The sequence below is a fragment of the Bradyrhizobium septentrionale genome, assembly GCF_011516645.4.
Taxonomy (GTDB): Bacteria; Pseudomonadota; Alphaproteobacteria; order Rhizobiales; family Xanthobacteraceae; genus Bradyrhizobium; species Bradyrhizobium septentrionale.
In genome coordinates, this window is record NZ_CP088285.1 from 4,191,741 (window position 1) to 4,208,513 (window position 16,773).

General features: G+C 65.5%; 13 protein-coding genes. 3 read left to right on the forward strand and 10 right to left on the reverse strand.

From position 1 onward, the window contains the following. The first annotated feature begins 290 nt into the window (after nucleotides 1–290). Complete coding sequence (locus HAP48_RS21675; RefSeq protein WP_166210176.1) at nucleotides 291–4,400, forward strand: bifunctional diguanylate cyclase/phosphodiesterase; 4,110 nt, start codon at nucleotides 291–293, stop codon at nucleotides 4,398–4,400. Here HAP48_RS21675 and HAP48_RS21680 read toward each other — a convergent pair. Continuing rightward, nucleotides 4,374–4,715, reverse strand: a complete 342-nt coding sequence (locus HAP48_RS21680) for a hypothetical protein (RefSeq protein ID WP_166216139.1) — start codon at nucleotides 4,713–4,715, stop codon at nucleotides 4,374–4,376. The two genes, HAP48_RS21675 and HAP48_RS21680, sit on opposite strands and share 27 nt — an antisense overlap. A 56-nt stretch (nucleotides 4,716–4,771) precedes the next feature. After that, nucleotides 4,772–5,260, reverse strand: a complete 489-nt coding sequence (locus tag HAP48_RS21685) for a cupin domain-containing protein (protein WP_224496536.1) — start codon at nucleotides 5,258–5,260, stop codon at nucleotides 4,772–4,774. A 220-nt stretch (nucleotides 5,261–5,480) separates the two neighbouring features. On the opposite strand from HAP48_RS21685, the gene HAP48_RS21690 reads away from it, so the two are divergent. Further along, nucleotides 5,481–6,086 carry a 3-keto-disaccharide hydrolase gene (locus tag HAP48_RS21690; RefSeq protein ID WP_166210172.1) on the forward strand — a complete coding sequence of 202 codons (606 nt, stop codon included), beginning with the start codon at nucleotides 5,481–5,483 and terminating at the stop codon, nucleotides 6,084–6,086. 63 nt (nucleotides 6,087–6,149) lie between these two features. Here HAP48_RS21690 and HAP48_RS21695 read toward each other — a convergent pair whose 3' ends face one another. The 8 genes from HAP48_RS21695 to HAP48_RS21730 all read right to left on the reverse strand — a co-directional run bounded on the left by HAP48_RS21695 (nucleotide 6,150) and on the right by HAP48_RS21730 (nucleotide 15,731). After that, nucleotides 6,150–7,652 (reverse strand): hypothetical protein, encoded by a 1,503-nt coding sequence (locus tag HAP48_RS21695; RefSeq protein ID WP_224496537.1) that lies wholly within the window; start codon nucleotides 7,650–7,652, stop codon nucleotides 6,150–6,152. Nucleotides 7,653–7,745: 93 nt separating this feature from the next. Then, nucleotides 7,746–8,852, reverse strand: coding sequence for a glycoside hydrolase family 5 protein (locus HAP48_RS21700; protein ID WP_166210168.1), 1,107 nt, complete (start codon nucleotides 8,850–8,852; stop codon nucleotides 7,746–7,748). Between the two features lie 64 nt (nucleotides 8,853–8,916). Continuing rightward, the gene (locus tag HAP48_RS21705) at nucleotides 8,917–11,235 is read right to left on the reverse strand and encodes an exopolysaccharide transport family protein (protein WP_166210165.1); all 2,319 of its coding nucleotides are present in this window, start codon (nucleotides 11,233–11,235) and stop codon (nucleotides 8,917–8,919) included. Between the two features lie 153 nt (nucleotides 11,236–11,388). Further along, complete coding sequence (locus tag HAP48_RS21710) at nucleotides 11,389–12,141, reverse strand: polysaccharide deacetylase family protein (protein ID WP_166210162.1); 753 nt, start codon at nucleotides 12,139–12,141, stop codon at nucleotides 11,389–11,391. Then, complete coding sequence (locus HAP48_RS21715; RefSeq protein ID WP_166210159.1) at nucleotides 12,138–12,953, reverse strand: class I SAM-dependent methyltransferase; 816 nt, start codon at nucleotides 12,951–12,953, stop codon at nucleotides 12,138–12,140. Before HAP48_RS21715 ends, HAP48_RS21710 begins: the two co-directional genes overlap by 4 nt. Before the next feature lie 4 nt (nucleotides 12,954–12,957). Continuing rightward, a complete protein-coding gene (locus HAP48_RS21720; protein WP_166210156.1) occupies nucleotides 12,958–14,400 on the reverse strand; it encodes a lipopolysaccharide biosynthesis protein in 1,443 nt (480 codons plus the stop codon). Continuing rightward, entirely contained in the window at nucleotides 14,394–15,320 is a 927-nt protein-coding gene (locus tag HAP48_RS21725; RefSeq protein ID WP_166210153.1) for a DUF6492 family protein, read from the reverse strand. Before HAP48_RS21725 ends, HAP48_RS21720 begins: the two co-directional genes overlap by 7 nt. 159 nt (nucleotides 15,321–15,479) lie before the next feature. Next, nucleotides 15,480–15,731 carry a hypothetical protein gene (locus HAP48_RS21730; RefSeq protein ID WP_166210150.1) on the reverse strand — a complete coding sequence of 84 codons (252 nt, stop codon included), beginning with the start codon at nucleotides 15,729–15,731 and terminating at the stop codon, nucleotides 15,480–15,482. Here HAP48_RS21730 and HAP48_RS21735 point away from each other — a divergent pair. Further along, nucleotides 15,730–16,710 carry a glycoside hydrolase family 26 protein gene (locus tag HAP48_RS21735; RefSeq protein WP_166210147.1) on the forward strand — a complete coding sequence of 327 codons (981 nt, stop codon included), beginning with the start codon at nucleotides 15,730–15,732 and terminating at the stop codon, nucleotides 16,708–16,710. The genes HAP48_RS21730 and HAP48_RS21735 overlap by 2 nt on opposite strands. Nucleotides 16,711–16,773: the final 63 nt, after the last annotated feature.

The following is a 16,773-nucleotide window of genomic DNA, read 5'->3' on the forward strand; positions in this document are numbered from 1 at the left end:
ACCGGGAGCAGGGTGCTCGCAGGCGTGATTTCACCGAATGGAACGGGCGCGGTCGCGATGCGGAATTTGACGGCTCCGACGGCCCGGGCCGGGCAGCCATCCGCGCCTCGCGGCCCTCCGCCTCAGCCTGGTACACAGAGGTCCGTATTATCCCTGAAAACGGCTTGGCGCGTTCGTCAGCCGTTTACTTTGTCGCGCAACTTGCCGGATACGCTAACCACCACTTAGGCCTCTCGCGGGCAATGTTCCTCGCCGGATTGGAGGGGTTGGCCCCGGGGCCTTCAGGGAACGTGCAGTCGAGCATCGGGCGTACATTCGCGGCGTTGAGCGCCACCAACGAAGCGATCCTGTACGCGAAATCACCAGAACAATTGTACGGACAGGTCTGCGAAGCCGCGTTCACGAGCGGGGGCTTCCTGGCTGCGACCGTGTTTTTGCTGGAGCCGGATACCGGCCTGCTGAGCTTCGCGGCGGGCTACGGCGACGATGTCGCGCGTCTGCGCAGCATCACGATTTCCACGCTCGCCAACGCGCCGGAAGGGGAAGGCGTCGCCGGGCGGGCATTCCGCGATCAGAGCGCCTGCGTCAGCAACGACTATGTCAACGATGCCCGCTCAGTGGCCTGGCGCAGCGGCGCCGCGGCGGCCGGCGTCGGGGCGGCGGCGGCAATGCCGCTGGTCTGCAATGGACGCAGCGTCGGCGTCTTCATGGTGACGCGGCGGGAGATCAATTCGCTCAGCGAGGAGATCGTCTCGCTGCTGGAGCGCATGGCCGCGAACGTGTCCTACGCGCTCGACAATTTCGACCATGAGGCCTCGCGCAAGAGCGGCGAGCGGGCGATGCGCCGGCTGAACCGCATGTTCGGCGCCATCAGCGCGACCAACGAGGCCATCCTTCGCGCCAAGACCGAGCACGATCTCTATCAGCGGGTCTGCGATGCCGCGGTGTTCAGCGGAAAATCCTTCGCCACGGTGGTGCTGCTGGCCGAACCCGACACGCACTGGCTCGAGCCCGTCGCCGGCACCGGCGAGGCGCTCGAGCTGATCACGCAGACGCGCTTTTCGTCCGATCCCGACAATGTCTACGGCAAAGGCATCTGTGGCGAGGCGTTCCGCACCCACCGGCCGTGCGTCGAGCACGACATTCCGATCTCGGCGAGCGCGCCGCCAACCCGCGGCAGCGGCCTGATGGCCTGCGTCGCGCTGCCGCTCACCCGGTTCGGCAAGAGCGTCGGCGTCCTGATCTTCTTTACCGGCAATTCCTGGGCGCGCGACCCGGAGATCATCACGCTGCTGGCCGGGATCGCCGAGAACGTCTCGGTCGCGCTCGACAATTTCGGCCGCGCCACCGAGAAGGCCAGGGCCGATGCCGAGCGCGAGCGGCTGTCGCGGATGTTCGCGGCGCTGAGCGCGACCAACGAGGCGATCATGCGTGCGAGGTCGCGACTCGAGATGTTCGAGCTGGTCTGCGCGGCGGCGGCGCATGGCGGCGGGTTCAATTCCACCAGCATCCTGATCGCGAAACCCGGCGACGATTACCTGGAGATGATGGCGGTCGCGGGACCGACCGCGGAGAATGCGCGTCGCCTCAACGTCTCGCGCAGCGAGGCGCAGCCCGAAGGGCGCGGCGTCTGCGGCAGGGCGTACCGTTCCCGGCGCGCCTGCATCAACAATGATTTCCTGGGCGACGTCGCCAACAACCCGTTCCGCGACGTCATCGACCGCGAGGATGCGCGATCCGGCGCGGCATTTCCGTTAATCGTCGACGATGAGCCGGTCGGCGTGATGCTGTTCATCTCCGCCAAGCGCAACACCTTCAGTTCCGAATTCGGCGAGCTGTTGCAGCGGCTCGCCGACAACGTCTCCTATGCGCTGGGCAGTTTCGAGCGCGCCGACGAGAAGGCGCGAACCGAGGAGCAGAAGGAGCGGCTGCGGCGGATGTTCGCGGCGCTGAGCGCGACCAACGAAGCGATCATGCGGGCGAAATCCCGCAGCGAGCTGTTCGATCTGGTCTGCGATGCTGCGGCGGTCGGCGGACAATTCATCTCGGCCACCATCAGGCTGGTGCGCCCGGGCGAAGCCTTCCTGGACAATGTGGCGGCCTCCGGCCCCGACCGGGTGCGAGCGCGCGAGGTTCTGCTGTCGGCGGACGCGACCCGTCCGGAAGGACAGACGCTGACCGGCGTTCCGATCCGGACCCGCAGGCCCTGCATCAGCAACGATTATCTCAGCGACTTCGGCCCTGAATCGCACGTCTATCCCGTCGTCCGCGACAGCGGCAGCAAGTCCGGCGCGGCGTTGCCGCTGCTCAAGAACGGCGAGGCGATCGGCGCGCTGGTGTTCCTGTCGAGCGAATTCGGCACGTTCAGCCCCGAGATGATGGCGCTGTTGCAGCGGCTCGCCGAAAACGTGTCGTTTGCGCTGGCCAATTTCGACCGCGCCGACGAGAAGGCGCGGGCCGACGAGCAGAAGGAACGGCTGTCGCGGATGTTCGCGGCGCTGAGCGCGACCAATGAAGCGATCATGCGGGCGAAGTCCCGCGCCGAGCTCTATCAGCTGGTCTGCGAGGCGGCGGCGACCGGCGGCAAGTTCACCTCGACCACCATCGTGCTGGCGCAGCCCGGAAGCGACTATCTCCGGATGGTCGCGATCGCAGGGCCTGCGGCGGAAGGCGCGCGCCAGGTGACGCTCTCGACCAGCGAGGCACATCCCGAGGGGCGCGGCGCCTGCGGCCGGGCGTTCCGCTCCGGCAAGGCCTGCATCATCAACGATTATTTTGCCGATAGCGAGACCGCCGCTTTCCATGAGCGGGCTCGCCTCGACGGAACGCAGTCCGGCGCCTCGTTCCCGCTGATCGTCAGCGGGCGGGTGGTCGGCGTCATGATCTTCGTCGCGATCGAGAAGGACACGTTCACGCCGGAGTTCGCCGAACTGCTGCAGCGCCTCGCCGACAATCTGGCGTTCGCGCTCGAAAGCTTCGATCGCGCCGACGAGAAGCACAAGGCCGACGAGCGCATCGAATATCTCGCCTCGCACGACAGCCTGACCAATCTGCCGAACCGCGAGACGTTCAACGAGATGCTGCGTCACGCGATCTCGGCGGCGGACCGTCATCGCCGGCAGCTTGCGGTGCTGTTCATCGATCTCGACCGCTTCAAGATCATCAACGATTCGCTCGGTCATGACGCCGGCGACATGCTGCTGGTCGCAATCGCCGAGCGGCTGCGTGAATCGCTTCGGACGAGCGACGTGGTGGCGCGGCTCGGCGGTGACGAGTTCGTGGTCATCCTCGAGGAGACCACCGAACGCGGCGACGTCGAGCGCGTTGCCGGCGATCTCCTGGTCTCGCTCAGCCAGCCGCTGCAGCTCAGCGGGCATGAGTGCCACACCACGGCCTCGATCGGGATCGCGATGTATCCCGCCGACGGCTCCGACGTGCAGACGCTGACCAAGAATGCCGACATGGCGATGTATCTCGCCAAGGAGGACGGCAAGAACGGCTTCCGCTTCTTCTCCAACGAGGTCAGGGCGCAGTCGATCGAACGCCTCACGATGGAGAGCGCGCTGCGCCGCGCGCTGGAGCGCGACCAGTTCTCGCTCGAATATCAGCCGAAGATCGACATGGCGAGCGGGCAGATCAGCGGCGTCGAGGCGCTGCTGCGCTGGACCCATCCCGAGCTCGGCAAGGTCTCGCCGGGGCAATTCATTCCGCTCGCCGAGGAAGTCGGGCTGATCGTGCCGATCGGCCGCTGGGTGCTGAAGGAGGCCTGCGCGCAGAACATGGCGTGGCAGCACCGCGGTCTCAAGGCGGTGACCATGGCGGTCAACCTCTCGCCGCGGCAGTTCGGCGACCCGCATCTGCTCGACGACATCGACCAGGCATTGGCGGCGAGCGGCATGCCGCCGTCGCTGCTCCAGCTCGAGGTCACCGAGAGCATGGTGATGCGCAACGTGACGCGCGCGGTGCGCGTGCTCGACGCGATCCAGAATCGCGGCATCCGGCTGGCGATCGACGATTTCGGCACCGGCTATTCGTCGATGTCGTTGATGAAGCAGTTCCCGATCGACACCATCAAGATCGACCGTTCCTTCGTGCGCGATCTGCCCAATGACTCCGAGGACGTCGCGATCGCGCAGGCGATCATCAGCATGGGCAAGGCGCTCGGCATGACCATCGTCGCCGAGGGCGTCGAGACCTCCGAGCAGCAGGAGTTTCTGCGCGCGCACGCCTGCGACGAGATGCAGGGCTTCCTGTTCAGCCGGCCGCTGCCGCCGCGCGATCTCGCCGAGCTCTTGAAGACGTCGCCGGCGCTGGTATCGCCGCCGTTGCAGCCCGCATTGGACGACGCGGCGATGAGCGAGGCCGAGCCGGATCTAGGGCGGAAACGCGCTGTCGTCTGACGGCTGCACCGGCAGGTCGCGGACGTCGGAATCGGTCGAAGCGATCATGCGCGAGAAATCATACGGCCAGGACGGCGTCGCCTGACCGGCCAGCGTCTGGCGCAGTGCCACTGAGGCCTCCGCAAAGCTCGCACCGTCCGCCAGGCGGAACCGGCGGCACCACGCGTCCGGCAGCGGTTCGGCGGCATCGCGCATCTCGAACGCCGGCCCCCACCACCAAGCCGGCGCCGGTGGCCGGTCCGGTTCGGGAATCGCCCGCCAGCGCGCGAACTCGTCGACAATGCGGGCGAATTGCAGCTTGGCGGCGGGATGCATCAAAAGCCCTTCCTCGGGCCGCGATGATAGCACCGCCGCCACCGCGCGCAACGCGGCTACTTCTGTTCCACCTCGGTCGAGGTGGCCGGGCCTTCGCCCATGATCAGCAGCACGGCGTCCTCGTCCTTGGCGCCGTCCCAATGCACCTGCTTGCCGAAATGGGTGACGAAGCTTCCGGCCGGCATCGCCACGGTGCCGTGATCGGGATCGAATTTCGGGCCCGAGCCCACCCACCAGGTGCCCTTGAGCACGACGATGTAGCGATCGTTGGGATGGAAATGCGGATGGCTGAAATGATTGCCCTTGGTCCATTTGGTGTAGACCATGTAGAAACCGGGCTTCGAGGGATCGCCGACCACGACGGCATTCTGCGCGCCGCGCGCATCGGTCGGGCTCCAGGGAATCTGGTCCGGCAGCTTGTAGGTGACGGCGGCCGGATTGAGCTCGGCCGCGGAGCTGACGCTCAGCGTGCCGGCAAGCGCCAGCGGGACTACAAGAGCCAGCGGCATCATCAGGTATCGCCAGGCCCGGTTCGACGCCGTCATTGCATTCTCCCAGATCAGTTTCTCTCGCCCGTCGGGCAACTACCGTGCCCGTATATCGCACGATGCTAGTCGCTCTCACTTGCGCCGGACAAGACGCGTCCGCGCATGTCTGATCTCAAGATTGCGACATCGGGCCGTGACACAACGCAGCTGCAACATGAAAAACGCCATTTACGCCGCTGCAGACGATGATAGGTTGCGCGCCGACCAAAACGGGAGGATGACCTTGAAGAAGCATCTGTCGATACTTGCGGCGGGACTTGTGATCGGTGCGGCCGCACTGCAATTTTCCACCACCGCATCGGGCGATGACGGCTGGGTCACGCTGCTCGACAGCTCCAGGAAGGGCGATTGGGACGAGGTCGGCAAGGCCAATTGGGAAATGAAGGACGGCGCGCTGGTCGCCGACAAGCTCGACGGCAAGGATCTCTCCTATCTCGTCAGCAAGACGCAGTACAAGGACTTCCAGATCCGGGCCGAGTTCTGGACCGACGAGGACGCCAACAGCGGCATCTTCATCCGCTGCGAAGGCAACAAGGTGATCGATTCCAAGGTCTGCTACGAGGTCAACATCTTCGACAAACGGCCGGACCCGACCTACGGCACCGGCGCGATCGTCGATGTCGGCAAGGTCGATCCGATGCCGAAGGCGGCGGGCAAGTGGAACGTCTACGAGATCACGGCACACGGGCCGCATTTCGTGGTGACGCTGAACGGCCAGAAGACTGTCGACGCCCAGGACGCCAAGCACGCCAACGGCTATGTCGCGCTCCAATATGGTTCGGGCGTGGTCAAGTTCCGCAAGGTGCAGATCAAGGCGCTCTGACGGCGCAAAAGTCGAGAGAAGCCCGGCCGCCGTGCGGCCGGGCTTTTGCTTGCGTGCCGTGCGCTATCGCGCGGAGGCGTTCCCGGCCTCGCCTTGCGTGCGCAAATGATGGCCGAGCACGAGCCCGGTCAGGCACAGCAACAGCCCGAGCGCCGGCGGCGCAAACAGGGCTTCTTCCTGGAAGATGCTGTTGACCAGCACGACCATCGTGCCGAACGCGGCGAGCCCCTGGATGAGAATTCCGGAGGACGCGTAGAGGCGCCAGGCCTTCAGCGCCATCGCGAAGAAGAAGCCGAGCGGCACCACGGCGCCGATGCCCATCTGGTAAAGCAGCACGCCGACGGCGCTCTCCACCGCGCCGTCCATCGTGCCGGCCGCCTGCGCGGCGTTCCAGTCGATCGAGAAGTAACCCTCGGAGAGATTGCCGCCGACGCCAAGCCCGCGGCCGATCGGGTTCTGCAGAAAACCATCCCATCCGCCCATGAAGCCGATCACGTGGAAATCGCCGATCTCGAGCCCAATACGGATGGCCGCGATGGCGTACAGCACGAGCCCAACGAGCGCGACGGCCAGGGTGATGGCGGCGCCGAGCAGCCAGGTTGCCGTCCAGGCCAGGCCTACGAAGATGACCAGGATGAGCGCGCCCTTCACGCTGCAGCAGATCAGCAGCGGGATCGCGGCCAGCGCCAGCCAGCGATATCCTACTGCGAACAGGAACAGGATGGAGAAGGCGATCCCGTAGCCGAAGCTGATCGGGCTCATGTTCGGCCCGAAGATGCGCAGCAACGATGAGAGCCCGAGATCCTCGAACAGCGGACTGTTGAGAAAGCTGAAGCGGAAGCGGTCGATCAGATCCACCGGGACATTGCCGGTTGCGCGCATCTGGGCTTCCCAGGATCCGGAGCGGCTCGCCTTCAACTCGTCGAAGTGCCAGAACGTGTAGCCGTTGGTGATATGGAGCCAGAAGTCGCGGAACAGCAGTTCGACATATCCGCAGGCGATCAGCAGCGTGGCGACAGTCACCAGGAACGGCGTGATGCGGATCTCGAACGTTGCTGCCGTGAGCAGCGACAGCTGAAACAGAAACAGCGGCAGCGCGATGTTGCGCAGATAGACCAGTGCCGCATGCGAGTCCTGCACGGCGCCGAGCAGGAAATACGCCGTCACGACCGCGAGGGTAACTAACCCCCATTTCATGATCCGGTCGATCTCCAGCGAATGCTTGCGCTCGCGCAGCGCATAGAGTGCCAGCGTGACCAGCCACATCATCGCGATGACGAGGAAATTGTAGCCCTTGACGAAATCCATCTCCTGCTCGGTCGTCATGTAGGACGACAAAATCGAGACGAACAGATTCTGGAAGAAGATGATGAAGATGGCGATCGACGGCGCATAGGCCGGCGCTGCGAGCACGATGGCGCAGCCGATCAGGCTTTCGACGACGATTGCCAAGCCGGCGTTGGCCGCCTGCAGGATCGGCGCGAACGCGATCGATGCCACGGCGATGCCGAGTGCAGGAACGAGGTCGCCGGCCAACAGCGGCCGCGGGGCTATCTCTGCGCGCACGAGCTCTGACCTAAAATGACCGGACGTCCGGCGTGCCAATTCCGCATCGTCGATCTAGCCGCGCATTGTGTAAGATTAAGTTAACCAAGTGAGCTAGCGCGTTCCGAGCAGCGCCTTCAGCGCCTCGGGGTCAGCCTTGCCGGTGACGGCGTCGGCCAGGCCAAAGCCCTGCATCATCTCCCAATGGGTCCAGCCCCAGCAATGTTGCCGGGCGTAGTCCGTCACGCCGGCGAGCCAGCGCAGACGGCTGTCGCGCGGAGCGCCGGCCTTGAGCACACCGAATTCGTTGATGATGATCGGGCGCGAATATTGCTGCTGCCAGGCGGCTGCAGGCGCGAGCCATTTGTCGATGCCGCGATCGGGAATTGCCCTGTCCAGCACGGCGAGCGCCTTGCGCTTGTCCAGCGCGGCGAGTTGCTCTCGCAACTCTCGAACCTTGGGATCGTCGGCCTGCATCGGATAGGGCAGTCCGGTGATGTCGTGGAGCGGCTCGGCTGGATCCCAATGGGCCTGATGGGTGAACACCATCGGATCGTAGAAGTGGATGGCGTAGACGACGTTCGGATCGTCGAGCGGCGTGAAGCCTGGCAGGGAATCCGCGCGCTGCCAGTTGACCGGCCCGGTGATCAGCGTCGTCTGCGGAAGCAGCCGGCGAATGAATCCGGCGAGCTCCCGGACTTCGCCCTGCCACTGCGCTGCGTCGACATCGGGCTCGTTCAACAGCTCCGCAAAGACGCGATCGGAGGGATAGCGCTGCATGACCCGCGCGAGCCCGGTCCATGCGCTCTTCATTTCGCTCATCGCACCGGGCGGGTCGTCCTTGTGCAGGGTGTTGAAGCGCTCGCCGGAATGCAGGTCGACCGACACGGCATAGCCGAGCGCGAGCAGGGTCTTCAGCGCGACGTCGACGGTGTTCAGACGGCGGTCGATCTCCGCCTTCGCGGCGAAGCGCGGCATGACGAAGTCGGCGGGCACCGGCAGCCGGATATGGGTCATGCCGGCCCTGCGCAGTTGCAGCAGCAGGCTGCGCGCCGGCGCTGACCGCGGATCGGCGATCCAGCCATCGGCGTTGACGCCGCGTGACAGCGCCTTGAGCCGATCCGCCGGGACGCCTTCGATCAAGGCGGGGCAAGCCTGTGCGGCGGCCGACAGCAATATCGAAGCGGCGGCGATGATGGCTGATATCGATGGTCGCGTCATTGACGATCAACTCGCGATCGCTGGTGCAGGAGCGGGGCACAACGTGACGCGGCCGGCGCGTCGCTCAGGCATACTGCTTGTCGTGTTGCGGACCTGCGACGGTGGGCTGCAGTTCGTTGAGAACGACGCCGGCGAGCTTGCTTTCGGCTCCGCCAAGCGCGGCGATGATGTCTTCCATCGACGCGTTGATGTCGCGATCCACCGGCAGCGCGGCGATCAACCCGTCGGCGACCTCGAACAGCCGCCGTTCGTCCGTGCCCCACGGCATGGACGGCCCGTCCAGGACCACGAGGTCATGGCCGCCGGCGGAGCGCGCCTGGGCGATCGCCTTCCGGATCGCTTCGCAGGCCTTGGCGGGATTGTCCTTGATCGCCGGCAGGATCGCGATGCCGTTAGCGGTGTTGACGGCGCGGGACGCCTTGCTGCCGATGGTGAGCCAATCGAGGCGGCTCGGCTTGCTCTGGCCGGGATGCGCGACGCAGTCGGTCAGCGCATGGGCGGCGGTGTCGGCATCGATCAGCAGCACGCGGGCACCGTCGCGCGCGGCGACCAGTGCGATGTTGAGCGCGACGACGCTGCGATCGGGATCGTCGCCCGTGCCGATCACGGCCAGCACGGGGACGGCTTTGGGGGCAATTCCCGCAGCCAGTGCCGCATGGATCTGGCGCATCGTGTTCGAGAACGAGCCGAGTGCCGAACTGGTGCGCAGCGTCGGCCAGCCGAAATGCGTGACGTCGGCGGGATGGTCGCCGGTCAGGATTCCGCCAAGCGTGCGCATGACGTCACTCTCCTGCAACTCGGCGATCAGCGGCTTCTCGATCACGGGCTTGTCGATTGCGACGGCCGCCGGCTGTACCGCGGGCGGTGCCTGCACAGGCGGCTTCACCTTGGCGATGACGGGCTGCCGTTCCGGTGCGGCATCCTGCTTCGGCTGGAGTTTGGGGCGGATCGGATCGGCGCCGGGCGCCAGCTGGCTGGCGGCAACGATCCAGCCTGCGGCGGCGAGCCCGCCGAACATGAAGCCGATCATCGCGAGCAGGCTCATCGCCGGCGGGAAGGTCCGCTGCTGCGGGATCGTGGCATCGCCGATCACGCGCGCGCTGGAGGTGTTGAGGCTCTCCTGCTCCTCGGTCTCGCGCGAGCGCTTGAGGAAGGATTGATACACGTCGCGGCTGGCATCGACATCGCGCTCGAGCTCGCGCAGCCGCACCGACGCCTGGCTCATCTGCACGCTCTGGTGCTTCTGGACATCCAGCGCCTTGTTGAGCGAGGCCTCGTAGTCGCGCGCCCGGGTCAGATCGTTCTTCGCCGACAGCGCGACGCGGTCGATCTCTTCCTTGATGGTCCGTCGCAGATCCTCGACCTGCTGCTCAACCTGGCGCAGCGCCGGATGCCGCGGCCCGAGCTCGCCCTGCAGCTCGGCCTGCCGCTTCTTCACATCCGCATATTGCGAGCGCAGATTGGCGATGGTCGGCGATTGCAGGGCTTCGGGAATCGCGCCCGGGTCCATCGAGCCGCGGCGGCTGGCCTCGATCTGGTCGTACTTGGCCTGGGCATCGAGCGTCAGTGCCCGCGCCGCGGCCAGCCGCTGGTTGCCGACCGATAGCTGCTGGTCGGTGAGCAGATTATCCTGCGAGCCGACGAAATTGTTCTGCGCCTTGTAGGTTGCGAGTGCTTCTTCCGCGTTGCGCAGGCGCTGCTGCAGCTCCTTCAGGCGGCCGGACAGGTCGCGCGTGGCGCGCCGCGCGGCATCGGCCTGCGACTTCTTGGACTCGGTGAGATAGGCCTTGGCGATCGCGTTGGAGAGCATCGCCGCCGTGACCGGGTCGTGCGACCACACGTCGATGTCGACGATGAAGGTGCGATCGGTCTTCTTGACGTTGATATGGCGGTTCAGCGTATCGAGCGTGTTCATCTCGATCTGCTGTTGCTGTTCCGCGGTCTGCCGCGGTTCGATGCCGAACAGGCCGAGCAGCGCCGCGGGCAGGCCCTTGCTTGCGGCGCCGCCGCCGAACTCGGGATCCTCGACCAGGTTGGTGTCGCGGATCACCTGCAGCAGCACATTGTTTGACGTGATCAGGCGCGACTGGCTCTCGACCACCATCGAGAGGCCGGAGACGTCCTGGGCGCGCGGGGTCAGCTCGCGCTCGACCAGCTGCAGCTCGCGCGGGTCGACATAGAGCTGGGCGCCGGCGGTATATTTCGGCGTCAGGCTTTTGCCGATCGCGACCGCGATGCAGGCGCAGAGCAGGGCGACTGAGACGATTACGACCTTGCGCGCCCACAACAGCCGGATCAGCTCGAGCACGTTGAAGCCGGCCGGGATTGCGGCCCGGCGCGGCTCCGGACTGGCCCGGTTGATCGGCTGGTCATAGCTAAGCATCGACCCCAGCTTCCATCTGAATGGCCGCACGCATCGGCTGAGGAGCACTCTTTCGGGCCACGCAACGCGCACGAGACGATGCGGAAAATACGCAACACGAAAAATTAACCATACTCATTCGCCGACTATTCACCAGAAAGGCAAACAAAGGGTTTAAGCGCGGGCGCATCGGAACGCCTCCGCCATCGTCAAGACAGGGACATTGCGCCGCGCCGCGGCTTCCAGCGCGTGGGTCATGAGGTCGGGCGAGCAGCCGTACAGGCTCGGAACGTCGGCGACGTCGTGGCTGTAAAAAATTAACCAGCCGTTCATGTTTGCCGCCTCGGCGAACGCCATGTCGATCCGTTCGCGGGACATCTGGCGGTCGATCAGCGGCATGGCGCGGAGGAATTGCAGATCGACTTCGCCGTTGTTCACGCCCGGCACGATGCTGCGGCAGGTGCGGAATTCGGACTTCAGCTGGTGCTTCCGCGCATAGGAGCCGTAGCCGAACGGGTAGGCGAAGGTCTCGACCGGCATGGTCGGATCAAGTGAATGGAAATAGGTGCGGTTGCGCGCGATCTCCGCGGCCAGCGACGTCTCGTCGAGATCGCAGGCGCGGCGGTGTGAGAAGGTGTGACAACCGATCTCGTGGCCGCGGCGATGCAGCGAGACGACATCGTCGGCGCTGCCGCTGCTCCAGTCCGGCGCGTCGAGCCCGACCAATCCGCCCGACACGTAGAATGTGCCGCGGGCGCCGTAGGACTCCAGAATGTCGGCGCCGAACGTCGCCGCGCTCTTTGGCAGATCGTCAAAGGTGAAGGTCACCATCGGCGTCGCATTGCTCAGGCGGAAACGCTCGACCTGCACATGCATCGCCAGCCGGTGGCTGACCTTGACCCTGGCTTCCGACCACAGCGCGTTCATGACCCAAGCTTCCGCAGGATCACGTGATAGTCGCCGTGCCGGACGTCGATCCTGCCCGGCAGCAATGCATTTATCGCCTTCGCTGCCGCGTCGATCACGGCGGCCAGAACAGGCTTGCGCCGGCGCATCTCGGGATAGCGCGGGCTCTCGTATTTCTTCCGGTAGATGACCTGCAGCCCGCGGTCGGCGACGAACGCTTCGAGATTGGTCAGCGTCACCATCGGATGGAAATGGGTCGGGAACGGCGCCTCGCCCGGTAGCCCGGCATTCTTCTCGCCGCGGATGGTGCGGTAGAACCAGACATGAAACCAGTGCGGGGAGTATTTCGTGACGATGCCCGACAGCGACTTCGGGTTCGGTGCGCCCATCAGCAACAGCCCGTTCGGCTTCAGCGCCTCGCAGAATCCGCTCAGCACGGCCGCCACATCCGGAATGTGCTCGATGACGTTGTAGCAGATGATCAGGTCGAATCGCTCAGGCCGGAAGCGATAGGTCTGGATGTCGCCCAGGACGGCTTCTTGCGCATAGCTGTTGTTGCGGATCTGATCGGCATCGATGTCGACGACGGTCACATGCGCACGGCGCAGCACGCCGAGCGGCAAATAGCTGGTCGAGCCGCCGCCGGCTTCGTAGATCGACAGCGGCCCGGCCGGCAGCCGGGCTTCGAGGATGCTGTGAACCGTAAGCAGGCTCTGCTTGGCCTCGCCGGGCGGCAGCGCGAGCAGCGATTCCGGATGGATCTCAGCGGGAACCGGCACCGAGAGCTCGGTGCGTGCGGCAAGACGTGTAGCAAGCGCAAGGGATTTGGTCATCGGCTCACCCGACATTGCTGTTTGCGAATTTGGTACGGAACATGGCGAGGCCCTGCTTCAGCCGGCCGCGCAGGCGCGCGATGTCGAACAGCCAGCAGAGCGCGGCGTAGACGGCGAACCCCGCGCCGATCAGCACGATGCTGGCGGGCAGATCGGCGAGATGCAACGCGCGGTCGAGCGCACCCACGGTGAGCGCCATCGCGAGTGCGGCGATGACGATCAAAGCGAGGCGGCCGAGCGGGATTGGTATCCGGAAAGCGAAGCGGCTCAGGATCAGGGCACAGGCAAAGCCGGTGATGTCGGCGCCGAGCCGCGCCCAGGCCGCGCCGATCGTGCCGTCAAGGCTGACCAGCAGATAGGACAGGATCACATTCGCCGCGATGATCGAGGCGGTGTTGATCAGATAGAAGGAATTGCGCCCCGACAGCAGGAAGCTCGCATGCAGATATTGCTGCGTCAGCACCTGGAACAGCACGGCGATTGCGATGATCGGCATGATCTCGCCCGCGATCGCGCGGAAGTCGACGCCGAGGATGATGTTGGCGACATGCGGGGCGATCAGCGCGAAGCCGAGACAGGCCGGCAGCGTGACGCCAGTGAGCAGTTCGAGGCAGTCGGCGAGGTGGCTCCTGACCGCGGCGTCGCCTTGCCGTGCCTGGATCTGCACGGCCATCGGGAAGAACGCCGCGGCCATGCTCATCGCCGGCATCATCAGGGTCTGGCGCACCAGGTCGAGCGCCGCGACATATTTGCCGGCGTCGGCCGCGCCGATCAGGTTGGCGATCATGAAGCGGTCGGTCACGCTCGAGATCGCAAGCAACGTCAGCGACACGGTCAGTGGCAGGCCGGCGCGGGCCAGCGATTGCAGGTCGGCGCGGTCGAAGTTCAGGGCCGTGCCGCGCCATGCGCGGCGCGACTGCACGAGCACGGCCAGGAGATAGGCCGAGGCGGCCGCAAGCAGCAGCAGGAAGCCGCTCGGGCTGACCGTTGCGGCTACGACGCCGAAGCCGAGCAGGGCGCCGGCGCGGACCAGCGTCGCCTTCATCACCGAAAGCGCCTGCAGCCGGGCGCGCAGCAGATCCTGCGTCAGCTCGAACAGGCCGATCGCGATTGCGAGAACGACGGCTGCCAGCGCGGCAGTCGCATCGAGGCCGACCAGACGCGCCAGCAGATAGGCGATCGGCGCGGTGAGGCAGCAGATCAGATAGCCCGACGCCACCAGGCCGCGGACATCGGTGCCGTCGTCGCGGCCGTGGCCGCTCAGGATCAGGTTGCGAAACCAGCCGACCAGGAACACGGAGATGACGGAGGCAAAGCCGACACCGAGCAGGTAGACGCCATAATCATGCGGCGCGAACAGCCGCGTGAAGATGAACACGCTGAGCAGGCCGAGCAGCGCCGAGAGCACGTTGGCGGTCAAATTGATGCTGGCCTGTCCGATCAGCATGATGCGGCGAGCTCCGCCGGCCGTGTCGCCGCCATTGAGCCCAGGATGGCGTCGCTCTCGGCCACCACCTCGCGAATCGTCGCGACCGGCGTCCCCGAGAACGATGCGATCGAGAACGCGACGTCGTCCTTGTTGGCACGCAGCAGCAGCCGGGTCAGCTCGTCCTTGCTCAGGGTCGGATCGTCCCAGTAGCTGACGCATTGCGTCTTGGGGACGACGGAGTGACGGAGCGCAGATGCCTCGTCGTTTATGATGAAGAAGCCGTACAGCAGATATTCGGAGAACTCGCGGGTCCGGCACAGCGCCTCGATCCAGCTCATGCCGGAGACGGCCTCGATCCGCTCGGCGAGCGCGCGGGTGGTCTGCTTGTCCCAGAAGATGATGTGCCCGATGAAATCAGGCGCCGGAAACGGCGGCGTCGGCAGGCCGATCAGCTGGTGGCTGGTCGCGAGCCAGCGCGAATGGCGCGGCTGATCGGCGGTGACGGCGTCGGCCATTTTCAGGAGCGGGATCGTGTTCGGATACTGGAAGCGCGCGAGGTCGAAATCGCGGAAGAACACGATGTCCGAATCCAGGATGCAGAACCGCTCATAGGGCAGCGTGATCGTTGCCGCGATCTTGAGGATCTGTTGCACGTGCCAGCCGTTCACCGGCTTGGCGCGCAGCGACCACCAGAACTGGCGGCGCTTGCGCTGGATCACGCGCGGCAGCGGCCGCAGCCAGTCGGGCAGGAAGGAGGAGGCGGGGATGATGATGCGGCGCTCGCTGGCGAGCGGCGCGAACAGCGGCAGGTCGCAATCCGGCACCAGCAGATAATGCCTGGAGAAGGACGTGACGTGGCGATCGACGCTCTCGCAGAGCAGCGTGCAGATTTCCAGATCGCGCCCGTAGGTCGGGGTCAGCAACGCGACAGGGTTCATCTTGTAACTCTCTCCGGCGTCACCGTTTCAAGGCGGAACATCGTGGCCGCCAGACTTGTCCTGAACCCCAGTTCAGCAAGATCGGTGCCGGAGGATTTTGATGACCCCATCGACGGCGCTGATGGTTAAGCAATGGTAAATGGCGGCGGGCAGCATCGGTTAACGGATCGGAAGGAAACGTCGGGTTGCGCGATTTTGACGCTGGATCGCGACGTTGCCCGGATATTGCAGTGTTGCTGGCTCGATTGCCGACGAGGTCGGCGCAGGCAGGTGCGCATGCAGATTTGGTGGCATTTCCAGCGGATGAGCGGCGCGGTCAGCCCGCAGGCAGCGCCATCCGTCCATTTCGAGACAGCGGCGCTGTGCGCTTTTGGCACACGCGCTGCGCACGAGTTTGTCGGAGCGCGCCATGCCGACTGATCGCGGACTCACGCGGCGCGGCGTCTTCGCCGTCGCGGCGCTTGCCCTGAGCGGAGCCTTGGGCGGATTGTCGACGGCGCGGGCCGCACCGTCAGGCCGGTCGCGGCTTGGTGCAAATTCGGCGCGGTTCGCCGGCGCGTTCGTCAACTGGGGCGAAACCGGCCGCGAGCATGTGCTGCAGGCCTGGGAGACATGGCTCGGCCGGCCGCGCTCGTCGGTGCTCGGCGTCGACTTCTACGGCCAGACCAGCTGGGAGGATTTTCACAAGCTGGATTGGGTGCCGGGGCTCTGGAAGAAGCTCAATCCGGCGCGCGATGTAGTTTGGTCGGTGCCGCTCACCATCACCGGCACGCCGCTTGCCGATGTTGCCGCTGGCGCGCACGACGCCGAGTTCGAGGCGGCCGCGCGCGCGATCGCGGCAGCACATCCGAAGGCGATCATTCGCCTCGGCTGGGAGATGAACATCTCCAACATGGGCTGGTTCGCCGGGGGGCACGAGGACGACTACATCAAGGCGTTCCGTCGCGTGGCCGGAATCTTCCGTCGGCACTCCGGCGGCTTCAAGTTCGACTGGTGTCCGGGCTGGGGGCCGCAAGACATGCCGGCCGCTACAGCCTATCCCGGCGATGACGTCGTCGATTTCATCGGCCTCGACGTCTACGACTTCAAATCGGAGGGTAGCGCGGCCGAGCGCTGGACCAATTCCTATCTCAAGGCGCCCTTCGGCCTGGAATGGCAGCGCACGTTCGCGGCAAAGCACGGCAAGCTGATGAGCTATCCGGAGTGGGGCGTCGGCCAATCCGGCGACAACGCCACCTTCGTGCAGCAGATGCACGACTGGTTCGCGGCCAATCAGGCCGCCATCGCCTATGCGGCTTATTTCGATGTCGATGGCCTGTGGCCGACGCAGATCGACAATGGCCAATTTCCGGAATCCGCCAGCCTGTTTCGAAAATTGTTTGCGGGCTGACCAGCTGCCTCCACCCGCTCAAGCAGAAGCCCGATCGGTCCGCTGGACCGATCGGGCTTTGCT

Coding starts and splice junctions, on each gene's coding strand:
- HAP48_RS21680 (WP_166216139.1), bottom strand. CDS start 4,715: ATGCATCCCGCCGCCAAGCTGCAATTCGCCCGCATTGTCGACGAGTTC.
- HAP48_RS21685 (WP_224496536.1), bottom strand. CDS start 5,260: ATGACGGCGTCGAACCGGGCCTGGCGATACCTGATGATGCCGCTGGCT.
- HAP48_RS21690 (WP_166210172.1), top strand. CDS start 5,481: ATGACCTTGAAGAAGCATCTGTCGATACTTGCGGCGGGACTTGTGATC.
- HAP48_RS21700 (WP_166210168.1), bottom strand. CDS start 8,852: ATGACGCGACCATCGATATCAGCCATCATCGCCGCCGCTTCGATATTG.
- HAP48_RS21705 (WP_166210165.1), bottom strand. CDS start 11,235: ATGCTTAGCTATGACCAGCCGATCAACCGGGCCAGTCCGGAGCCGCGC.
- HAP48_RS21710 (WP_166210162.1), bottom strand. CDS start 12,141: ATGAACGCGCTGTGGTCGGAAGCCAGGGTCAAGGTCAGCCACCGGCTG.
- HAP48_RS21715 (WP_166210159.1), bottom strand. CDS start 12,953: ATGACCAAATCCCTTGCGCTTGCTACACGTCTTGCCGCACGCACCGAG.
- HAP48_RS21720 (WP_166210156.1), bottom strand. CDS start 14,400: ATGCTGATCGGACAGGCCAGCATCAATTTGACCGCCAACGTGCTCTCG.
- HAP48_RS21725 (WP_166210153.1), bottom strand. CDS start 15,320: ATGAACCCTGTCGCGTTGCTGACCCCGACCTACGGGCGCGATCTGGAA.
- HAP48_RS21735 (WP_166210147.1), top strand. CDS start 15,730: ATGCCGACTGATCGCGGACTCACGCGGCGCGGCGTCTTCGCCGTCGCG.
- HAP48_RS21730 (WP_166210150.1), bottom strand. CDS start 15,731: ATGGCGCGCTCCGACAAACTCGTGCGCAGCGCGTGTGCCAAAAGCGCA.